20 protein-coding genes are annotated in these 20,724 nt (G+C 60.4%); 10 read left to right on the top strand and 10 right to left on the bottom strand.

Going from position 1 to position 20,724, the window contains the following annotated elements; translation table 11 throughout:
- The first annotated feature begins 30 nt into the window (after positions 1-30).
- The gene (locus tag EOA78_RS02625; protein ID WP_127313769.1) at positions 31-240 is read left to right on the top strand and encodes a hypothetical protein; all 210 of its coding nucleotides are present in this window, start codon (positions 31-33) and stop codon (positions 238-240) included.
- 31 nt (positions 241-271) lie between these two features.
- Here EOA78_RS02625 and hutC read toward each other — a convergent pair whose 3' ends face one another.
- The 9 genes from hutC to EOA78_RS02580 form a co-directional block, all read right to left on the bottom strand.
- Complete coding sequence (hutC, locus tag EOA78_RS02620) at positions 272-1,006, bottom strand: histidine utilization repressor (protein WP_127313768.1); 735 nt, start codon at positions 1,004-1,006, stop codon at positions 272-274.
- On the bottom strand, positions 1,006-2,007 hold the full coding sequence (locus EOA78_RS02615) for an alcohol dehydrogenase catalytic domain-containing protein (RefSeq protein ID WP_127313738.1): 1,002 nt from the start codon (positions 2,005-2,007) through the stop codon (positions 1,006-1,008). Before EOA78_RS02615 ends, hutC begins: the two co-directional genes overlap by 1 nt.
- Positions 2,008-2,012: 5 nt before the next feature.
- Positions 2,013-3,335, bottom strand: a complete 1,323-nt coding sequence (gene hisD, locus EOA78_RS02610) for a histidinol dehydrogenase (protein ID WP_127313737.1) — start codon at positions 3,333-3,335, stop codon at positions 2,013-2,015.
- Between the two features lie 34 nt (positions 3,336-3,369).
- Complete coding sequence (locus tag EOA78_RS02605; protein ID WP_127313736.1) at positions 3,370-4,170, bottom strand: ABC transporter permease; 801 nt, start codon at positions 4,168-4,170, stop codon at positions 3,370-3,372.
- On the bottom strand, positions 4,167-5,111 hold the full coding sequence (locus EOA78_RS02600; RefSeq protein ID WP_127313735.1) for an ABC transporter permease: 945 nt from the start codon (positions 5,109-5,111) through the stop codon (positions 4,167-4,169). Before EOA78_RS02600 ends, EOA78_RS02605 begins: the two co-directional genes overlap by 4 nt.
- A gap of 65 nt (positions 5,112-5,176) precedes the next feature.
- Positions 5,177-6,283, bottom strand: a complete 1,107-nt coding sequence (locus tag EOA78_RS02595; RefSeq protein ID WP_127313734.1) for a PotD/PotF family extracellular solute-binding protein — start codon at positions 6,281-6,283, stop codon at positions 5,177-5,179.
- Positions 6,284-6,318: 35 nt separating this feature from the next.
- Complete coding sequence (locus EOA78_RS02590; RefSeq protein WP_245477111.1) at positions 6,319-7,464, bottom strand: ABC transporter ATP-binding protein; 1,146 nt, start codon at positions 7,462-7,464, stop codon at positions 6,319-6,321.
- A 116-nt stretch (positions 7,465-7,580) separates the two neighbouring features.
- Positions 7,581-8,354, bottom strand: a complete 774-nt coding sequence (locus tag EOA78_RS02585; protein ID WP_127313733.1) for a glucose 1-dehydrogenase — start codon at positions 8,352-8,354, stop codon at positions 7,581-7,583.
- Positions 8,355-8,746: 392 nt separating this feature from the next.
- On the bottom strand, positions 8,747-8,986 hold the full coding sequence (locus EOA78_RS02580; RefSeq protein WP_127313732.1) for a hypothetical protein: 240 nt from the start codon (positions 8,984-8,986) through the stop codon (positions 8,747-8,749).
- Positions 8,987-9,554: 568 nt separating this feature from the next.
- On the opposite strand from EOA78_RS02580, the gene EOA78_RS02575 reads away from it, so the two are divergent.
- Together EOA78_RS02575 and EOA78_RS02570 are read left to right on the top strand one after the other, a co-directional pair.
- Positions 9,555-10,127 carry a transglutaminase-like cysteine peptidase gene (locus EOA78_RS02575; protein ID WP_245477107.1) on the top strand — a complete coding sequence of 191 codons (573 nt, stop codon included), beginning with the start codon at positions 9,555-9,557 and terminating at the stop codon, positions 10,125-10,127.
- 466 nt (positions 10,128-10,593) lie between these two features.
- On the top strand, positions 10,594-11,343 hold the full coding sequence (locus EOA78_RS02570) for a TylF/MycF/NovP-related O-methyltransferase (RefSeq protein WP_127313731.1): 750 nt from the start codon (positions 10,594-10,596) through the stop codon (positions 11,341-11,343).
- A 69-nt stretch (positions 11,344-11,412) separates the two neighbouring features.
- Here the strand turns inward: EOA78_RS02570 and EOA78_RS02565 are convergent, their stop codons facing one another.
- Positions 11,413-12,363, bottom strand: a complete 951-nt coding sequence (locus EOA78_RS02565; protein ID WP_127313730.1) for a GSCFA domain-containing protein — start codon at positions 12,361-12,363, stop codon at positions 11,413-11,415.
- Between the two features lie 360 nt (positions 12,364-12,723).
- Between EOA78_RS02565 and EOA78_RS02560 the strand changes: the two genes are divergently transcribed.
- The 7 genes from EOA78_RS02560 (at position 12,724) to EOA78_RS02530 (ending at position 20,724) form a co-directional block, all read left to right on the top strand.
- Positions 12,724-14,469, top strand: coding sequence for an ABC transporter ATP-binding protein (locus tag EOA78_RS02560; protein ID WP_164783611.1), 1,746 nt, complete (start codon positions 12,724-12,726; stop codon positions 14,467-14,469).
- Between the two features lie 6 nt (positions 14,470-14,475).
- Complete coding sequence (locus EOA78_RS02555) at positions 14,476-15,654, top strand: hypothetical protein (protein WP_127313729.1); 1,179 nt, start codon at positions 14,476-14,478, stop codon at positions 15,652-15,654.
- Between the two features lie 8 nt (positions 15,655-15,662).
- A complete protein-coding gene (locus tag EOA78_RS02550; protein WP_127313728.1) occupies positions 15,663-16,850 on the top strand; it encodes a hypothetical protein in 1,188 nt (395 codons plus the stop codon).
- A complete protein-coding gene (locus tag EOA78_RS02545; RefSeq protein ID WP_127313727.1) occupies positions 16,840-18,012 on the top strand; it encodes a hypothetical protein in 1,173 nt (390 codons plus the stop codon). The genes EOA78_RS02550 and EOA78_RS02545 overlap by 11 nt, the downstream gene beginning before the upstream one ends.
- A gap of 192 nt (positions 18,013-18,204) precedes the next feature.
- On the top strand, positions 18,205-19,239 hold the full coding sequence (locus EOA78_RS02540) for a hypothetical protein (RefSeq protein ID WP_127313726.1): 1,035 nt from the start codon (positions 18,205-18,207) through the stop codon (positions 19,237-19,239).
- Positions 19,240-19,276: 37 nt separating this feature from the next.
- The gene (locus EOA78_RS02535) at positions 19,277-20,041 is read left to right on the top strand and encodes a sulfotransferase domain-containing protein (protein ID WP_127313725.1); all 765 of its coding nucleotides are present in this window, start codon (positions 19,277-19,279) and stop codon (positions 20,039-20,041) included.
- Entirely contained in the window at positions 20,038-20,724 is a 687-nt protein-coding gene (locus EOA78_RS02530) for a sulfotransferase (RefSeq protein ID WP_065007879.1), read from the top strand. The genes EOA78_RS02535 and EOA78_RS02530 overlap by 4 nt, the downstream gene beginning before the upstream one ends.

Here is a 20,724-nt window from a genome sequence, read left to right as displayed (position 1 = left end):
CAAAGACAAGTCATCGTCTTTGAGGAAGCCATGGCGATCCGTCGAAAAGCTGAGGAAGCTGGTATATTTGATCCGTCCGAGTTGGCTCTGCTGGCTCGAGCGTTCGAACAGCTCAAGCTTGAAGGTCAATCGACTGGTCAGCGTGAGGCGCTCGCGTCTCGCATTATTGCAAACTACATGGCTGGCGTGATCGACGAGGCAGAACTGATTTCCCTATCAAGGCAGCCGCTGGGCCGATGACGCTGCCCACCCGGTTGGCGGGCCGTTGCTGCTATGCGGCGGGTGAGGGCGCGTAGCGGCTGCCCAGCGAATAGCGGCTGCCGACATAGGTGAGATTGTTGACGGTCGCGACCGCCGCGCCCGACCAGGTACGCCGATGCAGGAGCAGGCAGGGGTCGCCGGGCCGAATCATCAGATGGCGGGCCGCCATCTCTTCTGCGGCGATGGCCGAGATGACGTGCTCCACTTCCGTCAGCGGCGTCGCCCGCTGCAGATAGTCGTAGGTGGTGGTCGCAACGAAATTTTGCCGATGGTAGTCCGGTGCGAGAGCCGGATTGACAAAGCGCTCCTCGAGCTGGACAGGCACCTCGTCTTCGAAATGCACGATGATCGAATGGGCGACCGGTCTGCGGCGCGTGAACTCGAAGGCGACAATGAGGTCCAGCGCCGGGTTGCGGATCTTCTCGAGGACGACGACCTCGGCCCTGTGGTGTGCGCCGCGCGCGGCGATCTCGCCGGCAATGTTCCTGATTTCGATGAGGGCCGATTGCGGTTTCGGCGGCGCCACGAAGGTACCTACGCCCTGGATGCGCAGGAGGTGGCCTTCCGAGGTCAGTTCCCTCAGCGCCCGGTGCACAGTCATCCGCGAGACGCCAAGCGTGCTGACCAGCTCGTTTTCGGAAGGCAGCCTGCGGTCCTTCGGCCATTTGCCGTTGCCGATGTTGCCGAGCACGTAGTCCTTGACCTTTTCGTAGAGAGGCCCGGCGGTTTCGGGAAGCCTGATCATCATCCTCTCTCCATTCGGATGATGGTCTTCAACCCGCCGCTCGTGCCTGCGATCAGGCGCTGGTAGGCGGCGGGAATCTGGCCGATCGCGATCTCTTCGGACACGTAGCGCGACAGCGCGGGGGCGAGCTCACCAAGCATCGCGACGGCTGGCGCAAGCTCGTCGGCGAAGGCGTGGCAACCGACAAGCGCGATCTCGCGTTCGACCAGGAGGTTGGGGTCGAGATCGAGGCGGCCATGCGATATGCCGACCAACGCCAGCGTGCCACCCCCGGCCAGGAGATCGAGCAGTTGCGCCATCACCGCCACGTTTCCCGTCGCGTCGACGGCATGGCGCAGATTGGGATCACAGGGCAGGGCGTCCAGGTCGACGACGGTCGCGCCGCTCACCTCGGCCACAAGATCCGCACGCGCCGCATTGCGGTCGGCGACCAGGACCGGCCTCTCGCCGTGCCGCGACAGGAGCAGCGCAGCCAGCCCGCCGATCGGGCCGCAACCGGCGATAAGTACCGGCACCCCGGCCGGCGCCGACAGTCGCCGGACGGCGTGCATGGCGACCGCCAGCGGCTCCGCCATGGCGGCGATTGCGGGATCGAGCGCGGGGTCGTGGCGCAGGAGCAGCCGCGCCGGCAGCTCCGTCTCTTCCGCGAAGCCACCGTCGCAAACCTCGCCTATAAAGCCCAGTCTGGCACAGACATTATGCAGGCCGGCCCGGCAAGCAGGACATTCGCCGCACCAGAAACGCGAGTCGGCGACGACCCGGTCTCCGCAGGCCAACTGGGACACGCCGGCGCCCACGGCTGTCACCTCACCGGCGAACTCATGCCCGGCGACGCTCGGCGCGCGGCTGATCCACTGACCGGTGCGGAAGTTGTGGAGGTCCGAGCCGCAGATGCCGGCAGCCGTCACTTTGAGCCGCACCCAGCCAGGCGCGGGTTCGCCGGGAGACGGCACATCCTCAACCCGCAAATCGCCCGCCGCGTGGAGTCTGGCAGCCTTCATCGTCGCTACCGCACCAGATATCGGTCGCGCACGTCGGAGACGGCGTGTTCATGCGAGGAGAAGCCTTCGTAGCGGGCAAGCGTGCGGGCATGGCGCGCGAATTCCGGATAGGCCGCCGCCGTCACGTAGCCGATGGAAGAACGCTTGACGAAATCGGTGACCGAGAGCGGTCCGCAGGTGCGTGCCCAGCGGCTGGTCGGCAGGACGGCGTTGGGACCCAGCCCGAAATTGCCGATCGAGACCGGCGTGTGCGGCCCCATCAGGATCTCGGCAGCTTCGGTGATCTGGCCAAGGTGCACGAAGGGGTCGGTGGAGAGGATCTCCAGATGCTCAGGTGCGTAGTCGTTGATGAAGCGGTAGCTCTCCTCGATCGACGCTGTCAGCACGATGCCGCCACAGGCACCGGTCAGCACCGCGGTGGAGAACGCAACCCGCTGCTCGGTCATGCGCGCCCAGTGCTCGGGCACGGCGGCCAATGCCTCCTCGGCCACGCGGCGGCTGTGTGTCACCAGGTAGGCCGATGAGTCCGGTCCGTGCTCTGCCTCGATGAGGAGGTCGAGCGCGGCTAGCCCGCCATGCACGCTGTCGTCGGCGAGGATGATCGCTTCGGACGGACCGGCGGGAAGGCCGGGATCGATGACTCCGGCAAGTAGCCGCTTGGCCGCAACCACCCAGGGGCTGCCTGGACCGACGATCTTGAGTGCCGGCCTGATCGTCTCTGTGCCATAGGCGACCGCGGCGACCGCCTGCGCGCCACCGCATTTGTAGATCGTTTCGACGCCAGCGATGCGCGCTGCAACCAGCGTCGCTGCGTCCACCGAACCGTCGGGCGCTGGCGGTGTGACGATAGCAAGCTCCGGGACGCCCGCCACCACGGCGGGCACTGCGGTCATCATTGTCACCGAAGGGAACGCCCCTTTGCCGCGCGGGACATAGAGCGCCACCGAGCGGATCGGCGTGAACCGGTCCCCGGCATAGGCGCCGGGCCGCATTTCCTTGAGCCACATGGCTTCTGGCTTCTGCTCTTCGTGGAAATGCCGGATGTTGTCGATGCCGAAGCGAATGGCGGCGACCACGTCCTCGTCCACCATGCCGAAGGCGGCGTCGAACTCGGCGGGGCTGACCTTCAGCCGCGCGGCATCGAGATCTGCCTTGTCAAAGTCGCGGGCGAAGCGGACGAGCGCGGCGTCGCCTTCTGCTCGGACCGCCTCGATGATCGGTGCGGCCTTCTCCATAAAGCCAGAGAGATCGGTCTCTGAGCGCCGCATCAGTGCCGCACGACTGGCGGCGTCGATCTGGCTCAGGTCGTGGAACGATACGTTTGGCATAGGATCCCTTTGCGGCCCGGCAGGCCGGCATTCCTCATTTCGATTTCAGGAAGATGTCGAGCCCGACCAGCCTGTCGAGCAGGAAGATGGCGACAGCCGAGCAGGCGATGAAGACCACGGAGATCGCGGCAAGGTCCGGCGTGATGATAGAGCGGATGGAGTTGTAGATCAGCACCGGCAGCGTCACGATGCGGGCATCGACGAGCAGCAGGCTGACCAGAAACTCGTTGAGCGCAAGGATGAACATCAGCAGCGAGCCGGTGATCACCCCCGGCATCACCGCCGGCAGGGTGACGGAGAAGAACACCTGGAGCGGCGGCGCGCCGCAGTTGGCCGCGGCCAATTCCAGGTCCGGGTCAAGTCCGGTGGCACTCGCCGTCACCGCCCAGATCATGAAGGGAAGGTTGATGACGCAGCAGGCGATGCCGACCGGCCAGAGCTGGCCGAGAATGCCGGCGTTGCCGAAAATCAGCATGAGGCCGATGCCCGATCCGATCAGCGGGATCGTAAAGGGCAGCAGCAGATAGATCTGGACCGTCTTCTCAAAACGCACCGCATATTTCGCCAGCGCGATGCCAGCCAGCGTGCCTACGGGAATGGCAACGATCGTACAGACCGTCGCGACATGGAGCGTACGCAGGAAAGCGTTGCGCAGGTCGGAGGCCTGTGAGATGCGCGCGTACCACCGCAGCGATAGCCCGTCCGGCGGAAACGTGATGATGTTGCCGCCGGTGAAGGAAGCGCCGAGCACGACGATCGTCGGCGCCGAAAGCGTCACCAGGGCGATCGTAACCAGGGTCCACAAGACAACGGATTTGCTGCGCGACCCGCTCACGCCCGTGACCTCCCCATCGCAAGCGTTCCGGCTCCGAACAGCGCGAACACCAGGCCGACGAGGATTGACCCGAGCGCGACCAGCATAAGCGCCAGCGTCGCGCCGAGTCCCTGGTCAGACGTTCGGAAGAACTGATCGTAGATGGCGTTGGCGATGAAGTCCTGCGAGCCGCCGCCAAGGATCGCGGGGACTGCGAAATCGGTGAGCGAGAGCGTCAGCACCACCACGCCCGCGCCGATGAAGCCCGGACGAGCGAGTGGCAACACGACATGGGTGAACGTGCGAACCCAGTTCGCACCGAGCGATCCAGCGGCCGCCTCCAGCTCTTCGGGAATGGCTGTGAGTGCCGGCGCGAGCATCAGTACGGCGAAGGGCAGCATGTACTGGACGAGGCCGAACAGCACGGCGGGATAGTTGTAGATGAGCCGCATCGGGGCGACCCCGATAAGGCCGAGCGCCTCGTTTACCATGCCCTGATTGCCGAGGATGATCAGCCAGCCATATGCACGCACAACCTGGCCGATGAAGAAGGGCAGGAACAGCGCAATCAGCAGGAATTTGCGCAGTCTTGGCGAACGCGTGCGCACCATCAGATAGGCGTAGGGAAAGGCGAAGACGAGTGTCACCGCGGTGACGATCAGGGCGGCGATGAGGCTGCGCTGCGCGACAACGAGGAACAGCGGCTCTGTCAGCGCCCGCCGGAAATTGGCGACGGAATAGTCCTCCGAAAATTGGAAGGTGGTGGTGTCGAGCGTGCGCAGGCTTGCATCCGCGATCTGGATGAGACCGAGCACGAGCAGTCCGACCAGCAGCACTGCCGGAAGCAGCATCAGATAGGGCGTGGCGCGCCTGAATCGCGCCGGCCAGATGGCGGCGCCGATGCCTTCCAGCGCATCCATGATACGCCATTTCAAGGGATAGGCTGTCCTGGCTGCCCGCATGAGAAAATCCGTATCCGACCTCGTAAAGGAGCCGGTGCCGCCAGCGCAGCACCGGCCGACCGGCGTCAGCCCTGCATGATCGCCTTGAACTTGGAAAACCACTCGCTCTCATTCTCGACCTGGATCTTCGACGAGATGCGGATGAGGCGCTGGAAATCCGCTTCGGTGGTCGGATAGGACGGATCGCCCACCAGATCCTTCGGCGGTGTGAGGCCCGGCACCACGCCCGGCAAGCCGAGGCCGTCCAGCCAGACCTGCTGGGCTTCCTTGGTCAGCGCATGGTTGATGTACTGCTTGGCCCAGTAGAGTTCGTTTTCCGGCAGGCCCTTGGGGATCCACAAACCGTCCGTGTCGAATTTCGCACCCTCCTCCGGCACGACCCATTCGATTTTTACACCGTTCTTGCGGGCTTCTCGGGCGTTGGTGGAGATGGTGCAGGCGGCATCGATTTCGCCGTTCTGGAACCATGTGGTGAAGTCGGGATCTTCGCCGAGCAGCGGCTGCTGCGCCTTCATCTTGGTGATGAAATCCCAAGCCGGCTGCATGTTGCCGGGTATGTCCTCCAGCTTGCCGCCACCGGCGACCTGGGCCGGGAAATGGAAGCCGATGCCGTCATTGTAGAAGGCAAGCCGGCCCTTGAACTTCGGGTCGAGCAGGTCTTTCCAGGACTTCGGCGGTCCGTCCGGGAACGCCGCAGGCCGATAAGCCAGCACATAGACATAGCCGTAGGTATTGACGATCGGGAAGCCTTCCAGGCCGGCCGGCTTGGCAAGGTCCGTCACATTGGCGAGGTTCGGCAGGTCAGAGAGATCTTCTGTCACGCCGCGCAGTGCCGACTTCGTGGCATTGGTTGTGGTATCCCAGTTGATGTGGATCGGCGGGACCCGGTTCTGCGCCACGGCCGCCCAGACTTTGGGCTGGATCTCGTTGTCTTCAGTCAGGTCGTGACGGACAGCAATCCCCGTCATTTTGGTGAAGCTGTCGGATACGCCGGCCTTCAGGCTATCCACCCAGCTGCCGCCCCAGGCGCGCACGATGATCTCCGCCGGCTTTTCCGGCTCCTGCGCATAGGACCTGCGCAGGCCGAGAGCTGAGGCGCCGCCGAGCGCGGCGGTGGCCTGAAGGAAGGTTCTGCGGGAAAGATGGGATAATGTCGGCTTGAAGCGCTTCATCTGCATTCTCCTCTGGGTTTGACCGGTTTCCGGTTCTATTGAAAAACAAGCATGTCCCTGGCATTCCACCCCAGGAACACGCTTTCGCCTATGTCGAACTGCGTGTGCGCGGCGGGATCATGGTCAAAAACGCGAATGACCTCGTCGCCAATCGCGGCGCAGGCTACCTCGTAGACCATGCGCTCGCCTTCGAAGATCGTGTCGGTGACAGTCCCGGCCAGCACGCAATCGAGCTTCGACAACTGAGCAGCGTCGCCGGCGAGACGGATCTGCTCGGCGCGGATCGCTCCCGACGCCTTGCCGCCCTCCGCAGGTGGATTGACCGGATCGCCGATTTTTCCGGCAAGCGTCAGAGCACCGCGAACGATGGAGACGTCGCCCCCTTCCGATACGGACCGTACCGTACCGGCAATGAAGTTGGTGACGCCGATGAAATTGGCGACGAAGGCGTTGCGGGGCTGGCGGTAGGTATGGATCGGCCGCGCCTTCTGCTGGATCTCGCCCTGATCCATGACGACGATGTCGTCGGAAACCACCAGCGCCTCGCGCTGGTCGTGCGTGACATTGATCGTGGTGACGCCGAGCTCGCGCTGGATGCGGCGGAATTCGAGCTGCATTTCCTCGCGCAGCTTGCGGTCGAGCGCAGCCAGCGGCTCGTCGAGCAGCAGCAGGTCGGGCTCGAACACCAGCGCGCGCGCGATCGCGACGCGCTGCTGCTGCCCGCCGGAAAGTTCGTGAATGCGCCTGCCGCCATAGCCCCCGAGCCGGACCAGCGCGAGGTATCGCTCGACGCGTTCGGGAATTGTGCGTGCATCGCGCCGACGCATCTTCAGCGGGAAGGCGACATTCTCAGCCGCCGTCATATGTGGAAACAACGCAAGCCTCTGAAAGACCATGCCGATCGACCGCTTGTGCGGTGGCACCGCGCTCACCGCTTCACCGTTGATGAAGATCTCGCCGCTGCTCGGGGTCTGGAATCCGGCGATCATGCGCAGGAGGGTTGTCTTGCCGGACCCCGAAGGGCCCAGAATGGTGAGGAACCGGCCCTTCGGCAGATCGAAGGACGCATTTTTGACGGCATGAACCCCATCGAAGTCCATCCCGACGTTGCGGACTGTGACTGCGATTTCCCTGCCGCCTTTCGCTTCCCGCGAAGCTCCGGCCCGGAAAGGCTCCTGCATTGTGGTTCCCCTTTTTGTCGCCGGCCGCATGCAAGAACGTCCAGCGTTGTGAGCTGGTATATACAACCATATACAAGATGGGTCTACACGGTTCTTGTGGCACCGCCCTCAGTCGCTCAGATGGACGCGAGGTAGCCGCCGTCAACTGGGAGGCAATGACCGGTGACATAGGCGGATGCCCCGCTCGCCAGGAACACAACGGCTCCGGCCAGATCCTCCATCGTGCCGAAACGCCGCTGCGGTATCTTGGTCAGCATTGCCATCTGCCAGTCGGGATCCTTATAAAAAGCATCTGTCATCGCCGTATGGAAATACCCCGGAGCGATGGCGTTGACGCGGATGCCGAGCGATGCCCATTCCGTGGCCAGCGCGCGGGTCATGCCCAGAAGCCCAGACTTCGAGGAGCCGTAAGGTGCCGCGGTCGGAATGCCGACATAGGAGGTCAGCGAGCAAAGATTGATGATCGCGCCACCGCTGTTGTCGGCAGCCATCCGCCGCGCCGCAGCCTGCGCGCAGAAGAAGGCGCCCTTCAGATTGGTCGATACGATGCGGTCCCACACTGCTTCGTCCACGTCGAGCGACGGCTGGACTTGCTCATAGCCGGCGTTGTTGATCAGAATGTCGAGTCCGCCAAAGGTATCCGCCACCTCGTCGACCACCACGCGGATGCGATCGGTGTCGAGCACGTCGAGTGACCGGCAAAGCGACCTTCGTCCGTTAGCGCTAATTCGGTCCGCCGTCTTGAGAAGCGACGCTTCGTCGCGGGCGGTCACCGCGACGTCGGCACCTGCCGCGGAGAGCGCCTCAGCCATAGCCTGGCCGATGCCGCGGCTGGCGCCCGTCACCAGCGCCTTTTTTCCCGTCAGATCGAACAAGGAAGCGGCGTCCATAGTCACGATTCCTGCATTTTCCGAAATTGCATGCGGATATGCGATCGGATTGGAAACGAACACCAGTTGCGACCGGTTGTCTATACATCTTGCGATCTTCGCTGGCGGCGGAACACTGACCAGCGCCAGTAGGGCGGGATTGAACCGTTCGCGGCGGCGCTGGAAGGGATGGCAGCGGCCGACGTGACGGCCGACTGACAGCGGCGCAGATGCAGACGTGACCCTCGAGCCTCGCCACGATTTTTCCTGAGTTCGCGACCTGACGCATTCAATACTTTCGCCAGAGGCGGTCAAACATTCATGGCTGCAGGATTTTCTTGCGCCCTGTCCAACCACCCTTGTTGCATGGCGGGTGGTTGGACATTTTTGCATGGAAGGACAATGTCAGTATATTAACGGCCCGCCCATGGTGCACGACCCCTGAGGGCCTTGCCGGGCTGTGGTCGTTGTTGTTTCGGGGCTACCACCAACAGAGGCAAGGAAGCCGTATGATTGGTGTCTAAAGTCATTTTTCTGTTGTCGACATCAGGAGCAAATCCGCGGGTCGGATCGCGGTCCGGATTTTGAGCGGCAGCGAGCGAGACTCCTGTCGACAAGGCAAGGAGGACGAAAGCCGTTGCAAGCTTGTTCATCGTATTTTTCCTTTCTTAGAATGAGCAGACCTGCCAATCGGCGCCTCGCGCGGTATTGACTCCTGATGCGAATTCGCTGTCGGCTTTCTGTCCCGTCACTATGACGAGGCTTCCTGCTCACGATCGAAACTTACGCCACGCCTGTCGCAGAGGTTTGCCCGAGTGCCGTCGAAATGTATCCGAATGTATGCCAAATCTACGCGAGAGCCCGTAGCTCTTGGACTTTTTTGCTTCGACAAATTTGGCTACAATTTTTTTCTCGGCCGCCCTGTCCGCATTTGAGCCGTCGATGACCGAAATGCGCCGATGTGGTCATGCAACAACACGCGAAGGTCTGATCTTCCAGTGGTTATGGAAGTTCTCCAGCATTGACCGCGGCGCCCAGCAGCAGGTCATTGATGATTGTTCGCGACCGTAGCTTCAAATTGTGTAGTTGGCTGCGTTGATGTCCCCATGAAAAGATGGTAACGCGATATTAAAGATTGTTTCTGGTCGTTACCTTTGGGCGGGGCGAATGGGATTGGTGATACCGCGGGCATGGCTGTGTGCCGGCCTACTGATAGGCTTGATGATGTCCGCGACGCCGATGGAGAAAGCTTCGGCCGATGCGGTGCCTGGTGCCATGGCCACCGGGCAGCGGACCTCCATCCCAGTCGGCTACATGGAATTCTGCCGAAGGCAGGCCGCAGAATGCAGGATACGATCAGGCAAGATCCCGCCGGTTCTTATGACCAGTGGAATGGAAGATAAGCTCGCGTCCGTCACCAAACTCGTGAATAGATCGATCAAGCCGGTGAGCGATTTTGCCGTTCACGGCACGATGGAATTTTGGTCCTATCCTGTTAGCGCGATCGGCGACTGCGAGGACTACGTCCTGCTTAAGCGTCAGATGCTCAATTTGGAGGGCATATCGCTCTCAAACCTTCTGATCACTGTCGTCAGAAAAAAAGACGGCGAGGGGCACGCAGTGCTGACGGTCAAGACCGACAAAGGGGATTATGTGCTCGACAACCTCAACGACGATGTGAAGCTTTGGTCGGAAACTGGATATAGATTTCTAAAAAGGCAATCGTCCACGCATACCGGGCGCTGGGTCGCGATACTTGAACACCCCGATGTTCTGGTCGGGGCAGTCGACTGAACCTCTCGATTTGCGACTGAACAATACCTGGCGCACCCGCGCCATGCCCGAGAATGGCAGGAATGCGCCAGCCAGCCTTTCGCTTCCCGCTTCATTGAGACCTGGGTCTTCCTCCGCCACGATCGATGTTGTGGGGCTGCCTGCCGCCGCCAAGCGCGATGCCTGAGCTTTTCGATGGTATCTGCCGCGGGCGCCATCGCTCGCGGCGCGCGCAGCGCAAGCCGGGCAGTGGGATAACTCCGACAGCGCCGGTCGATTGACTGTTTCCGGACCGGCCCAGGCACGTGGCCCGTGATCTTGAGTCGCACCCCATGCAAGTTCCAACCTCGACGTCGCCTTATTACGGGCACCGGAAAGTGCTCTCTTGCGCGCTCGAAAAGCCCATGTCCTGCAGCCGGAACTCGACTTCATTCCGCGTCTGATGCCGGCAGAGCTTTCGATTCCGCCCGTTTTATGAACATAGAAAATGCTGGTACCGATGAAATTAAGAGATATGGCGCGCGCTGTTGTTTCGAAGAAACGCAGAGGCGTGGCTTGGTATAAGGTTTCTCAGAAGCAGGCCGACAAATACGGCTTCTATGTTTATTCCAGTCATATGATCTGGAAGGACCAGCCATTTTTCCGAAAGGCGCTGCAGCGGGTCAAAAACATCCGCGGGATTCCAGATCCCCGGGCTTTCGTCCTGCAAAGCTGCTTGCGATCGATCGAGCGTATCGATGGCGATGTGGCCGAATGCGGCGTAAGGCAAGGCCGGTCGACGATATTCATGCTGATGAGCGATCTTCGGCCACGGCACTACCACCTTTTCGACTCGTTCGCTGGCCTCTCCGAACCAACCGCAGAGGATCGCAAGCCAAACGGCCGAACGCCATGGAAGTCCGGCGATCTCAGCACCGACGAGAAGATAGCCAGAGAGAATATTTCCGGCTTCAGCAACACCACTTTTCATGTGGGATGGATACCAGAAACCTTTTCCAGCGTATCCGACCGGCGTTTCGCCCTGGTCCATATTGACGTCGATCTATACGAGCCGACACGTGACGCGCTTGCCTTCTTCTACGATCGGGTGTGCGCGAATGGCATGATCATATGTGACGACTACGGCTCTGGACTCTGTCCTGGAGCCCGAAAGGCCTTTGATCAATTCTTTGAAAACCGCCCGGAAGGCATCATCGAGCTTCCAACGGGGCAGGCGATTGTCGTAAAGGCAAGCTAGCGCTGAATGGCTGCGGCTACTTTCCATAGACATCAAGAGAGAGATGTCACGGCGGCAAGGCACAGGGTGTCAATTCCCGCGTGATGGCGCCTGCGACGGAGAAAAGTATGCATTGAAAAACTGTTCAACGATCTCCTCGACGACCGATTTCTTTACGTGCCGTAAGTCCTCTCTATAGCTACGAGCAAGGCCTCCATAGGTGACAAGCTCGAATGAGGGAAGGTAATGGACATTGTCCCGTTCCCGGCAGACTTGACCAAGCACGGCCCGAAGAACGGACTTGCCTTCAGTGCTCGCAGTGACGACATCCATGTCTTGAAATGTCCGAGCTAATGCAACCGGTGAGACTGTGAGAATTATCGGTGCATCGGGTTTGTGTTGACGGACCATGTCCACGGTAGCCATCACGTTGGCGTAGTTTTCCTGAAAGCCGCTGACGTGAAGCGTCGTTTCCTGCATTCCGCCTCCGCCACGATAAAGCGGTTTCTGTGCTGCTGCTTTGCCACTGGATTTGTTGATGAAGACCTCAGTCATTCCGAAGGTGAATATGAATGCCGTGGCTGCATCGAAGCCAACCCGCATCTCTCCGTTTATGCTCTCGATCACCTTTCTGAGAACTTGCGGAGATTTGGCGAAGATGCCGCGGCGGTACGGGTCCTGAAAGCAGATTGGGCCCCAAGGAGCACGTTTCTTGACCTGCCACCAGTCGTCATGGGCCTGATCCCATAACCCAAGCATTTGCTCGACCTGAAGGCGAACGGTGAAGGTGTTGTAGAAGTTCATATGCTCCTGCCGAGGCAGCTCATCTACGATGGCCTGTGTCGGGTCGAAGCTGATATTTCTGTAAGACGGAACGCATGCGATCTGTCTGCTTGTCAATGCACGTCGAATTTCCTGCGCGAAGCAACTCCCCATCGTGAAGAATATATCGTCAGAAGTGAATATTGAGGTTTTGCGGATTGTAACGGTGCCAGAAGTGACAAAGTCGTCATACTTCGTGTTTGATTTGTTCGATGCCATCAAGCGAATAGGTTTAATGTATCCGAGTTGGTGGCGGAGCCGAAAATACTTTCGTCGAACTCGCTCTAGCAATGTCACAATGGCTCCATGATCTTCTTAGCCGGCCGCCGACAGCAATGCCCGACACTTAGTCCGCTTCGCCGCTAGCCGCAATCAGGAGGATTCAAGATTGACTATAACTTCGAACGAAGTCAGACGTCGGGTACCAGTTTGGCGCATGTGTGACGGCGCCGAGAAAATTTTCATGGATCGGCAGGAGCGAGGGTCGTCAGACAACGATACATCGCATCGGGAAACGGAATGAGCGCAAAGAAACGAATTTCAGCCGCCCTGGCATACCCGCTGGTCAAGCGCCTGATCGTGGAGAACCTGCCGCCGCACATAAGGCTGTATCTCACCGGTTTGCTGTGTTCGATCGTCGCTGCGGCGGCGACCGGCGCAACGGCTTGGATCATGAGTGTCATGATCAATAGCATTTATGTAGAACGGAACGCTGCCGCCGCATGGGGTATCAGCGCCGTGATTGTCGGCATTTTCCTGGTCAAGGGGATCGCCGACTACTGCCAGACCATCACAACGGGGAAGGTTCGCCGGGCTATCGTTTCGGACCTTCAAAACCGCCAGTTTTCCCGAATGGTGCGTTTCGACATCAACCGATTCGCTAACCAGCATCCGGCGAAATTCGTCTCCAAGATCATGTTCAACGCGCGCGCCGGGGCCGCCGTTATTCTCACCATCACGAGCAGCACCGTCTCCGATGTGCTGAAGCTGATTGCCCTGGCAAGCGTCATGGTCAAGCAGGATCCAATGATGTCGCTGATATCGGTGGCGGTTCTACCGCTGCTATTCCTATCGGTGGGCGCGATAACCAGGAAGCTCAAGGCGCTGGCAAGGGGCGAGACGGAGTTGGCAGCACTGGTCCAGTCGATCGGCACGGAAGCCGTCGAAGGTATCCGCACCATCAAGTCCTTCCAACTCGAAGACAAGGCGGCCGCCAGCTTCGCGAAGGCCGTCCGCAAGATGGAAAGGCGCGGCATCCAGATCAACCGCACATCGGCGTTGATGAGTCCATTGATGGAGACAGGCGGCGGCTTCATCATTGGCCTTTTCATTATTTACGCCAGTTGGCAGACCCTCGGCAACGGCAAGACGCCGGGCGAATTTATGGCCTTCATAACCGCCTTTATGCTTGCCTATGAACCCGCCAAGCGGCTGGCCCGGGTCAATGTCGACATCCAGAAGCAAATGGTGGCCGTCGGTCAGATGTATGATTTGATCGACACGCCCGAACAGCGACAACTCGCAACCGCGGGTGAGCACCTCACCGATGTCGAGGGCGGCCTCCGTTTTGAAGATGTGGCCTTCTCCTATGAAGGGAATAGCCCTGCGCTGCACGGTGTTTCCTTCGAGGTGCGGCCTCGTGAGAAGCTGGCGATCGTCGGCCGCTCCGGCGCCGGCAAAACGACCATCGTCAATCTCATCCTGCGCCTGATGGAGCCGGACAGGGGCAGGATTCTCCTCGACGGAAAGGACATTTCGAAGATCAGCCTGGCCGACGTTCGCGACAATATCGCCCTGGTTTCACAGGATGTTTTCCTGTTCGAAGGCTCGATCCGTGACAATATTCGGGACGGACGCCCGAACGCCAGCGATCTGGAAATCGAGTCCGCGGCGGACCTCGCCCGGGTCACAAGCTTTGCTTCGAGCCTGGAAGACGGGCTCGACACGCTGGTGGGTCCGAGCGGCACCAATCTGTCGGGCGGGCAGAAACAACGCGTTGCCATCGCGCGCGCCCTACTCAAAAATGCTCCGGTGATTGTCTACGATGAAGCAACATCCGCGCTCGACGGCGAAAACGAACGGGCGGTCATGGAGGCTGCGTTCGACGATGCATTTCAGCGCACTGTGATCTGCATTGCGCACAGGCTTTCAACCATCAAGGCGGCCGATCGCATCCTGGTATTTGACGCTGGTATGCTTGCGGACTCCGGGACCCATGACGAACTCGCCATGCGCAGCGAAATCTATCGCTCGATCTTCCATTTGGAAGCGTCCGCTCCAATCGTCGAAGGCGGCAAAACGCTGCGGCAGAGCGTATTGCGCTGAAGGCCGATGACCAGTTTTTACCACGGTTCCTACATCCGGTATGTGATAGGTGGATTGGGCCTGCAGTTGCGCCGATACACAAAGGCCGTGCGGGCGCTGTATACCGGCTCCAAGCCTCGTTCCGTTCTTGAGCAGCAGGCCAAGGTCGACGCGCTGATCGCGCGCAGGGACTGGACAGGCCTTGAAGCAAGTACCAATGAAATGGCTATCATGGCCGATCGTGTCCGCGACCCGGAGCTGATGCAGAAGGCAGGCCAGGCGTTCGAACGGCTGGGCAACTTCGCGCGAGCGGCCGAGCTTCGGCTGTCCGCTCGCCGGCAACGAAAAGGAAAAGCTGCCAATGAGTGGACCGGAGAAGACCTCGGTTCGGATACACTGCTGATCGATCTTGTAGAGGATGACCCTCGCAGTCTTGGCCGGGTTATTCGCCATGCGCGACTGGCCGGCGCCGCCGCTGGATGTGCGCAAAGCGCGACAATTCGGGTCGAGCCGCGCCTCGTATCGCTTGTGCAGCGGACGTTCCCGAATGCGACCGTGGTTCCAGCGCAGCAGAATGTCGTTGGTGACAAATTTGCGACCTTCGAAAATCTCGCCTGGGTTTTCGGCCGCGATGCCGAAAGACTTGCCGCCGATTTCGTGCCGCTGCGGGTAGATCCTGAACTCGTCCAGACATTCCGCAAGCGCTATCGCTCGATGACGGATCTGCCACTGGTGGGTCTGTCCTGGGGCAGCAAATCACACACCAAGGACGTTCCTGATTTCCCCGAATGGGCACGGTTCATCGCCCAGACACAAGCGACGTTCGTTTCTCTCCAGTACGGACAGATCAAGCCGGCGCTGCGGCGCCTGCGCAACGGCAATGATGCGCGGCTTATCTATGATGACAGTGTCGACCAGATGGTTGATATGGACCGTTTCGCCGCGCAGATCGCCGCGCTCGATGCGGTCGTAACGATCAGCAATACGGCGGCCCATCTGTCCGGAGCACTCGGTGTTCCGACCATTTTCCTGATCGACGACAAGTTTCAGACAGCGTGGCCAGTGATTGCCGATCGAACGCCCTGGTATCCGAAAGGGCTCGTCATTCGCAAGGAAGGACGTGCGTGGCCGGTGGTGCTCGACGACGTCGGCCGGCGGCTCTCGTCGATCCTGACGGTGCGTTCGACGCCGTCCAGCGATAGTTGAGGGTCGCTGTGCCGAGCAGACGATCCATCCTTGAAAAGGCAAAAGCCGCCGACCTGCGCCCGCAAGGTGTTGACGGCAAGCGGCTGCAGAAGGTTCTCGATAGGGCAAAGAAGTTTTTCAGGCGTCCCTCGCGCCATGCTGACGAAAGCGTCGAGCGGCATGTGCGCCTGATGGCGCAGAGTATCGAGCGGCGTGACTGGCAGGCGGCCCGGGAACATGCGCTGGCACTCGGCCTGCTCGGTGAGCAGCTTGGCGATCCCGGGCTTGTCAAAAAAGCCGGGCGTGGACTGAGACGTCTCGGCGGCGGGAATCGTGCCTGGCAGTTGATCGCGTCGAGCAAGCAAGTGCCCGGCCGGCCCGAATGGGATGGCAGTGATCTTGCGGGTCGCAGGCTTGCCGTCGAGCGGCGCGAAGGCGATCTTGCAATCTTCTTCCAGTTCGCGTCGCTGCTGGGACCGGTGGTCGCAGCTGCCGAACGATGCACCGTTTTGGTCGAGCCGCGACTCGCGCCACTTTATCGCAGAACCTATCCTGCGCTCGATATCAGGCTGGAAGGAGAAGGGGAGGTGGCGGCGACGGACGCCGATGTCTTCGCCTGCTTCGAGACACTGGCGAAGCACTTCTGGCCGGATGAGCCGACAGCGCGCGCGCCATTCATTCCGTTGGAGCCGGACCGCCGACTGGTGGCCGAGCTACGCAGCACCTATCTCGATCGCGGCTCGGGGCCTCTGATCGGCTTCGCCTGGGGAAGCCTGAACAAGAGCAAGGACCTGCCGGCTCTGGACGATTGGCGGGCGCTGCTCGGCAATCTGCCGGGGCGTTTCATCAGTATGCAATATGGCGATGTCGGGCCAGCGCTCGCCGAATTCGAACGCTGGGCGCCGGGACGCATCATCCATGACGCTTCCGTCGACCAGCTGTCGGATATGGACCGCTTTGCCGCGCAAATCGCAGCGCTCGATGCGGTGGTGACGATCAGCAACACCGGCGCCAATCTGGCGGGAGCGCTTGGCGTTCCGACTGTCGTCATGCTCGACGATGGGTTTCGGCTGTCGTGGCCTGCCTTTGGCGAGACGGTAGCCACATATCCAAGCGTTCGACTGGTTCGGAAGGGCGGCCAGGCATGGGCGTCCGCAATGCAGGAAGCAGGTGGACGGGTTACGCAAATCATCGGTGGAGTTGGTGATGGCCGGTAGCCAACTCTTTCGCCGGTTCCGCCGCGGTGTCGCGCTTGCAGGCTACAAGTACAAGGTCTGGTTCCGTCGCCACCGGCGGCAGCTTTTCCTTCGCTGGCGTGATGGCGACATTGCCGATCAGATGGCGGATTATCGGCGAAGCATCGAGGCGCGCGATTGGTCGGCCGCACTGCCGAAAGCCCTGGCTCTGGGGTCGATTGCGAAGTCGCGGGGCGAGGTTCGCCTGCTCGACGAGCTTAGCAAGGCGCTGATGCGTATGGGCGCCTACGGCCCGGCGGCCGAGCTCAAGATCGCCCGGCGCCACATCGTTGAGGGCCGCGTCAACGGCGAATGGCTCGGCCAGGATATCTCGAACCAGGTCTTACTCGTCGATCTGATGGAGACCGAAAAGCAGGGTCTGGCCACCGCGATCCATCATGCGAGTTCCGTCGGCCGTGCGCTCGCCCGGGCCGCTCGTTTGATCGTCCTGGTCGAGCACCGGTTGGTGCCGCTCTTTCAGCGGACATTTCCCGCCGCTGATGTGCGAGCTGTCGGTCCAGGGAACAAGGCCGCCTATGGCGAGGCGCAGGCCTTTGCGGGCGTTCAGCATCTGACGGCCGTGTTCGAGACAGATGAGACCACGATCCGGGAGCATTTCGTCCCCCTGAAGCCGGATCCGGCGCGGGTCGCTGAACTTCGCGCCCGCTATCGGAAGGATGGCCGGCCGCTGGTTGGCGTCGCATGGGGCAGCTCCAATCCTGGCAAGGACCTGCCGCCACTTACCGCATGGCGCGGGCTTATCAGCCGTGCCGACCTCCGGTTCGTTTCGCTGCAATATGGCCAGGTCGCGTCCGACCTGAAGATCCTGACCGATGGCGAGCTCGCGCGTGTTCTCCATGACGGATCAATCGACCAACTTGTCGACATGGACCTTTTCGCGGCGCAGGTTGCCGCGATGGACGCCGTGGTAACCATCAGCAATACCGGGGCGCATCTGGCGGGCGCGCTCGGCATCCCGTCGGTCTTCATTCTTGGCGATGGGTTCAAACGTTCCTGGCCGGTCGAGGGCGATCGCACACCCTATTATCCTTCCGCCGTGCTGGTCTCGAAACGGGAAAGGCCTTGGGCCGCGGTGATGGAAGACGCACAAAACCACATGGGCTCACTCATCAGCACTGTTTGAATCCACCACGCAAGGCATCGCGAGTGTGTCAGGCAGGTCCAAACCGGCGAAGTGGTCAAGCGCCTTTCTTGACGGCAAGAGCATTGTAAACTACCCGGCGGGGCGGCCGTTCTGAATTTCACGGATAAGAGGCGATGCATATCTTTGGGTAGGTCGAGAACCAAGGCGGCTTCTCCTGTCAGCGAAGGCTTTGTGCAGCGGCTCCTCGCCGGGTACCGGCTTGTTCATCCAGGAAATCTGTTCAAGCGCGGGCGTATCTACGCCCGCGGCAGGGCAGCGACGAGGACTGTCTACTTCGTCCCACACAACCGCAACAATGTTCGGCTGCTGGCTGACGCGGCAGAAATTCTGGTTGACCGCGGCATCCGCTGCGTGTTCGCGCATCTCGATGGATTGAAACGCGGCGGCGTAGCGCGACCTGAACTCAACGCCCGGGGAATATCGCATATCGGCTTTGCCGAGCTCGAGCGGATGATCAGACCCGGCGACATGCTGGTGACTGGAAATGACTATGCGCCGCAATTCTTTAGGCGATTCATAGACTCCATCAACTTCGGCATGGTCCGTGTGGTCGGGCTGATCGGCGGTGCGCGACTGCTGCAGCCGCATCGATTTGTGAGAGCTGACTACATCCTGTCGATGGGACCAGCGGCGCTGCAGCAAAGACGCCAACCGACATACGTTGTCGGCTCCCCGGTAATTGAGCGTGCCGTCGGAAGCGCTGGCGCCAGGCACGATGAAGGGCTTTTTGTGCTGGTGAACTTCAAGGGGGATATCGAAGAGCCCGCAGATCGCCAAGCGATTGAAGCCGTGGCAGCCGCATGTGCGAAACTCGGCCTTCCCCATGTCGTTAGCGTGCACCCCACGATGTTCGCAAAAGTCGATATGCCGAACAAATCGACCCTGGATTTCGCACAGCTGCTCCCGGACGCTCTGGCGCTCGTAACGCGCCCAAGCACCACTGTTTACGAAGCAATCGCCTGCGGCATTCCGGTGGTGCTGTTTCCGCTGGTTTCTCCCATGGTCGAGTTCGACAGCCCTATGGGCGCTTTCAAACCAACAATGTCGGAGCATGACCTCGTCGAGGATATCCGCGCTGCGGTCAGGTCAAGGCCGACTTATTTTGAGCAAAGCCGGGACTTCCTCAATGCCAATCTGTCGATTGATCCAAAGGTGCCGGCTTCGCAACGGATCGCCAATGCCTTAATCGATATTTACAATCGCTGATCTGCTCGATCAAAGTGCCCGCAATCGGAGTCCGCAATTGAGTTTGTTTTCCAACTTTTTTGCCAGAAAGCCGCCCCTCCTTGTCGTCTCGTTTCCCAAATCCGGGCGGACCTGGCTGCGCGTAATGCTTGACGATCTGGGCATCGATGCGGCTTACACGCATGACGGTTCCGACCACAAGGATCTGCGTGACATTGCGCAGATCAGCCCCGACAAATCTCGCTACAAACGGCAACGGATTCTATTCCTGACGCGAGACCCCCGCGACACTGCGGTGTCTGGATATTTTCAGGTCAACAAACGCCATGGGTTGGAAGCAGGTCCGATCGGCGATTGTATAAGAAGCCCCAAACACGGTGTCGAGAAGATTGCCCTTTTCAACCTGCAGTGGTTTGCGGCCGCAAGTCACATGCGAAAGATTGCGCTTCTGCGCTATGAAGATGTGCAGCGGGATACAAACGACGCATTGCGCAGCATCGGCAAATTTTTGGGAAAAACCTTTGAGGAGTCCCAGCTTGCCGATGTTGCCGTCAGCAGATCGTTCAAACGAATGCAGCAATCTGAAATCTCAGGAGAGCTGGGTGCGCGCTATGGCGGGAGATTGCAGCCGCGCGATCCTGACGACCCGGAAAGCTTCAAGGTTCGAAAAGGTAAGGTCGGTGGTTATTTGGACTACCTCAGCGCGGATGATATTGCCTTTTGTGACAATGTGCTTGCGCGGCTCGATTACTGGAAGCGGCTTGACGAAGCCTTTCAGCGGCATGGCATATCTTATGCCGACGACAGGGCAGGTGTGAATTGATCCGATGCACAGGCTTTGTCTGCGGATGCGGACATAGCGGCACCACGCTGATTGCTACGATTCTTGCCTCGCATGCCGATGTCTTTTTGCCATTCGAAGAAACGAACGTGTTTTTCAAATGGGCTCCACTTGCGCTGTATCGCTACTCAAAGCTGAAACGGGCGGCCATTGGGGCGGGCAAGTCGGTGCTGCTTGAAAAGACACCGCGTCATATCAGGCGTGTCGACCGGATACGACGCCTGGTGCCGGGCGCGAAGTTCGTGATGCCGGTACGCGATGGGCGCGATACCGTTGCTTCGCTGACAAGGCGGCTTGGCGATGCGACCGCGAGCCTGGATCGCTGGATTTCGGACAACACAATGGTCCTTGCCGAGCGCGGCAGCACGGACGTCCTGATTTACCGCTACGAAGATCTTGTCGATGACCCGGAAGCGACCGTCGAAAAGATCTGCACCTTCCTGGGATTGTCGTTCGACCAGAGTCTGCTCGATTATCATCGGAACCCGCAACGATGGTTCACACTTAATGCGCAACCCCAACATGCAGCATTGCGCAACCAGCAAGTGAACCAGCCAATTTATGATGGCCGCGGCCGCTGGAAGACCGAACTGGGTCAGCAGGAATTGATGGAGCTTACCGAGGGGCGTGGGAAACCCCTGATGCAGGCGTTCGGGTACATTTGA

The organism is Mesorhizobium sp. M5C.F.Cr.IN.023.01.1.1 (assembly GCF_003997585.1).
Taxonomy (GTDB): Bacteria; Pseudomonadota; Alphaproteobacteria; order Rhizobiales; family Rhizobiaceae; genus Mesorhizobium; species Mesorhizobium wenxiniae.
This window is presented reverse-complemented; position numbering and strand designations above follow the sequence as displayed.

Excerpts from the sequence above, each read along its gene's own strand:
- EOA78_RS02600 (WP_127313735.1), bottom strand. The coding sequence starts at position 5,111 with ATGCGGGCAGCCAGGACAGCCTATCCCTTGAAATGGCGTATCATGGAT.
- EOA78_RS02595 (WP_127313734.1), bottom strand. The coding sequence starts at position 6,283 with ATGAAGCGCTTCAAGCCGACATTATCCCATCTTTCCCGCAGAACCTTC.
- EOA78_RS02580 (WP_127313732.1), bottom strand. The coding sequence starts at position 8,986 with ATGAACAAGCTTGCAACGGCTTTCGTCCTCCTTGCCTTGTCGACAGGA.
- EOA78_RS02625 (WP_127313769.1), top strand. The coding sequence starts at position 31 with ATGGCGATCCGTCGAAAAGCTGAGGAAGCTGGTATATTTGATCCGTCC.
- hisD (WP_127313737.1), bottom strand. The coding sequence starts at position 3,335 with ATGCCAAACGTATCGTTCCACGACCTGAGCCAGATCGACGCCGCCAGT.
- EOA78_RS02575 (WP_245477107.1), top strand. The coding sequence starts at position 9,555 with ATGATGTCCGCGACGCCGATGGAGAAAGCTTCGGCCGATGCGGTGCCT.
- EOA78_RS02585 (WP_127313733.1), bottom strand. The coding sequence starts at position 8,354 with ATGGACGCCGCTTCCTTGTTCGATCTGACGGGAAAAAAGGCGCTGGTG.
- EOA78_RS02565 (WP_127313730.1), bottom strand. The coding sequence starts at position 12,363 with ATGGCATCGAACAAATCAAACACGAAGTATGACGACTTTGTCACTTCT.
- EOA78_RS02570 (WP_127313731.1), top strand. The coding sequence starts at position 10,594 with ATGCTGGTACCGATGAAATTAAGAGATATGGCGCGCGCTGTTGTTTCG.
- EOA78_RS02615 (WP_127313738.1), bottom strand. The coding sequence starts at position 2,007 with ATGAAGGCTGCCAGACTCCACGCGGCGGGCGATTTGCGGGTTGAGGAT.
- EOA78_RS02590 (WP_245477111.1), bottom strand. The coding sequence starts at position 7,464 with ATGCAGGAGCCTTTCCGGGCCGGAGCTTCGCGGGAAGCGAAAGGCGGC.
- EOA78_RS02545 (WP_127313727.1), top strand. The coding sequence starts at position 16,840 with ATGGCCGGTAGCCAACTCTTTCGCCGGTTCCGCCGCGGTGTCGCGCTT.
- EOA78_RS02555 (WP_127313729.1), top strand. The coding sequence starts at position 14,476 with ATGACCAGTTTTTACCACGGTTCCTACATCCGGTATGTGATAGGTGGA.
- hutC (WP_127313768.1), bottom strand. The coding sequence starts at position 1,006 with ATGATCAGGCTTCCCGAAACCGCCGGGCCTCTCTACGAAAAGGTCAAG.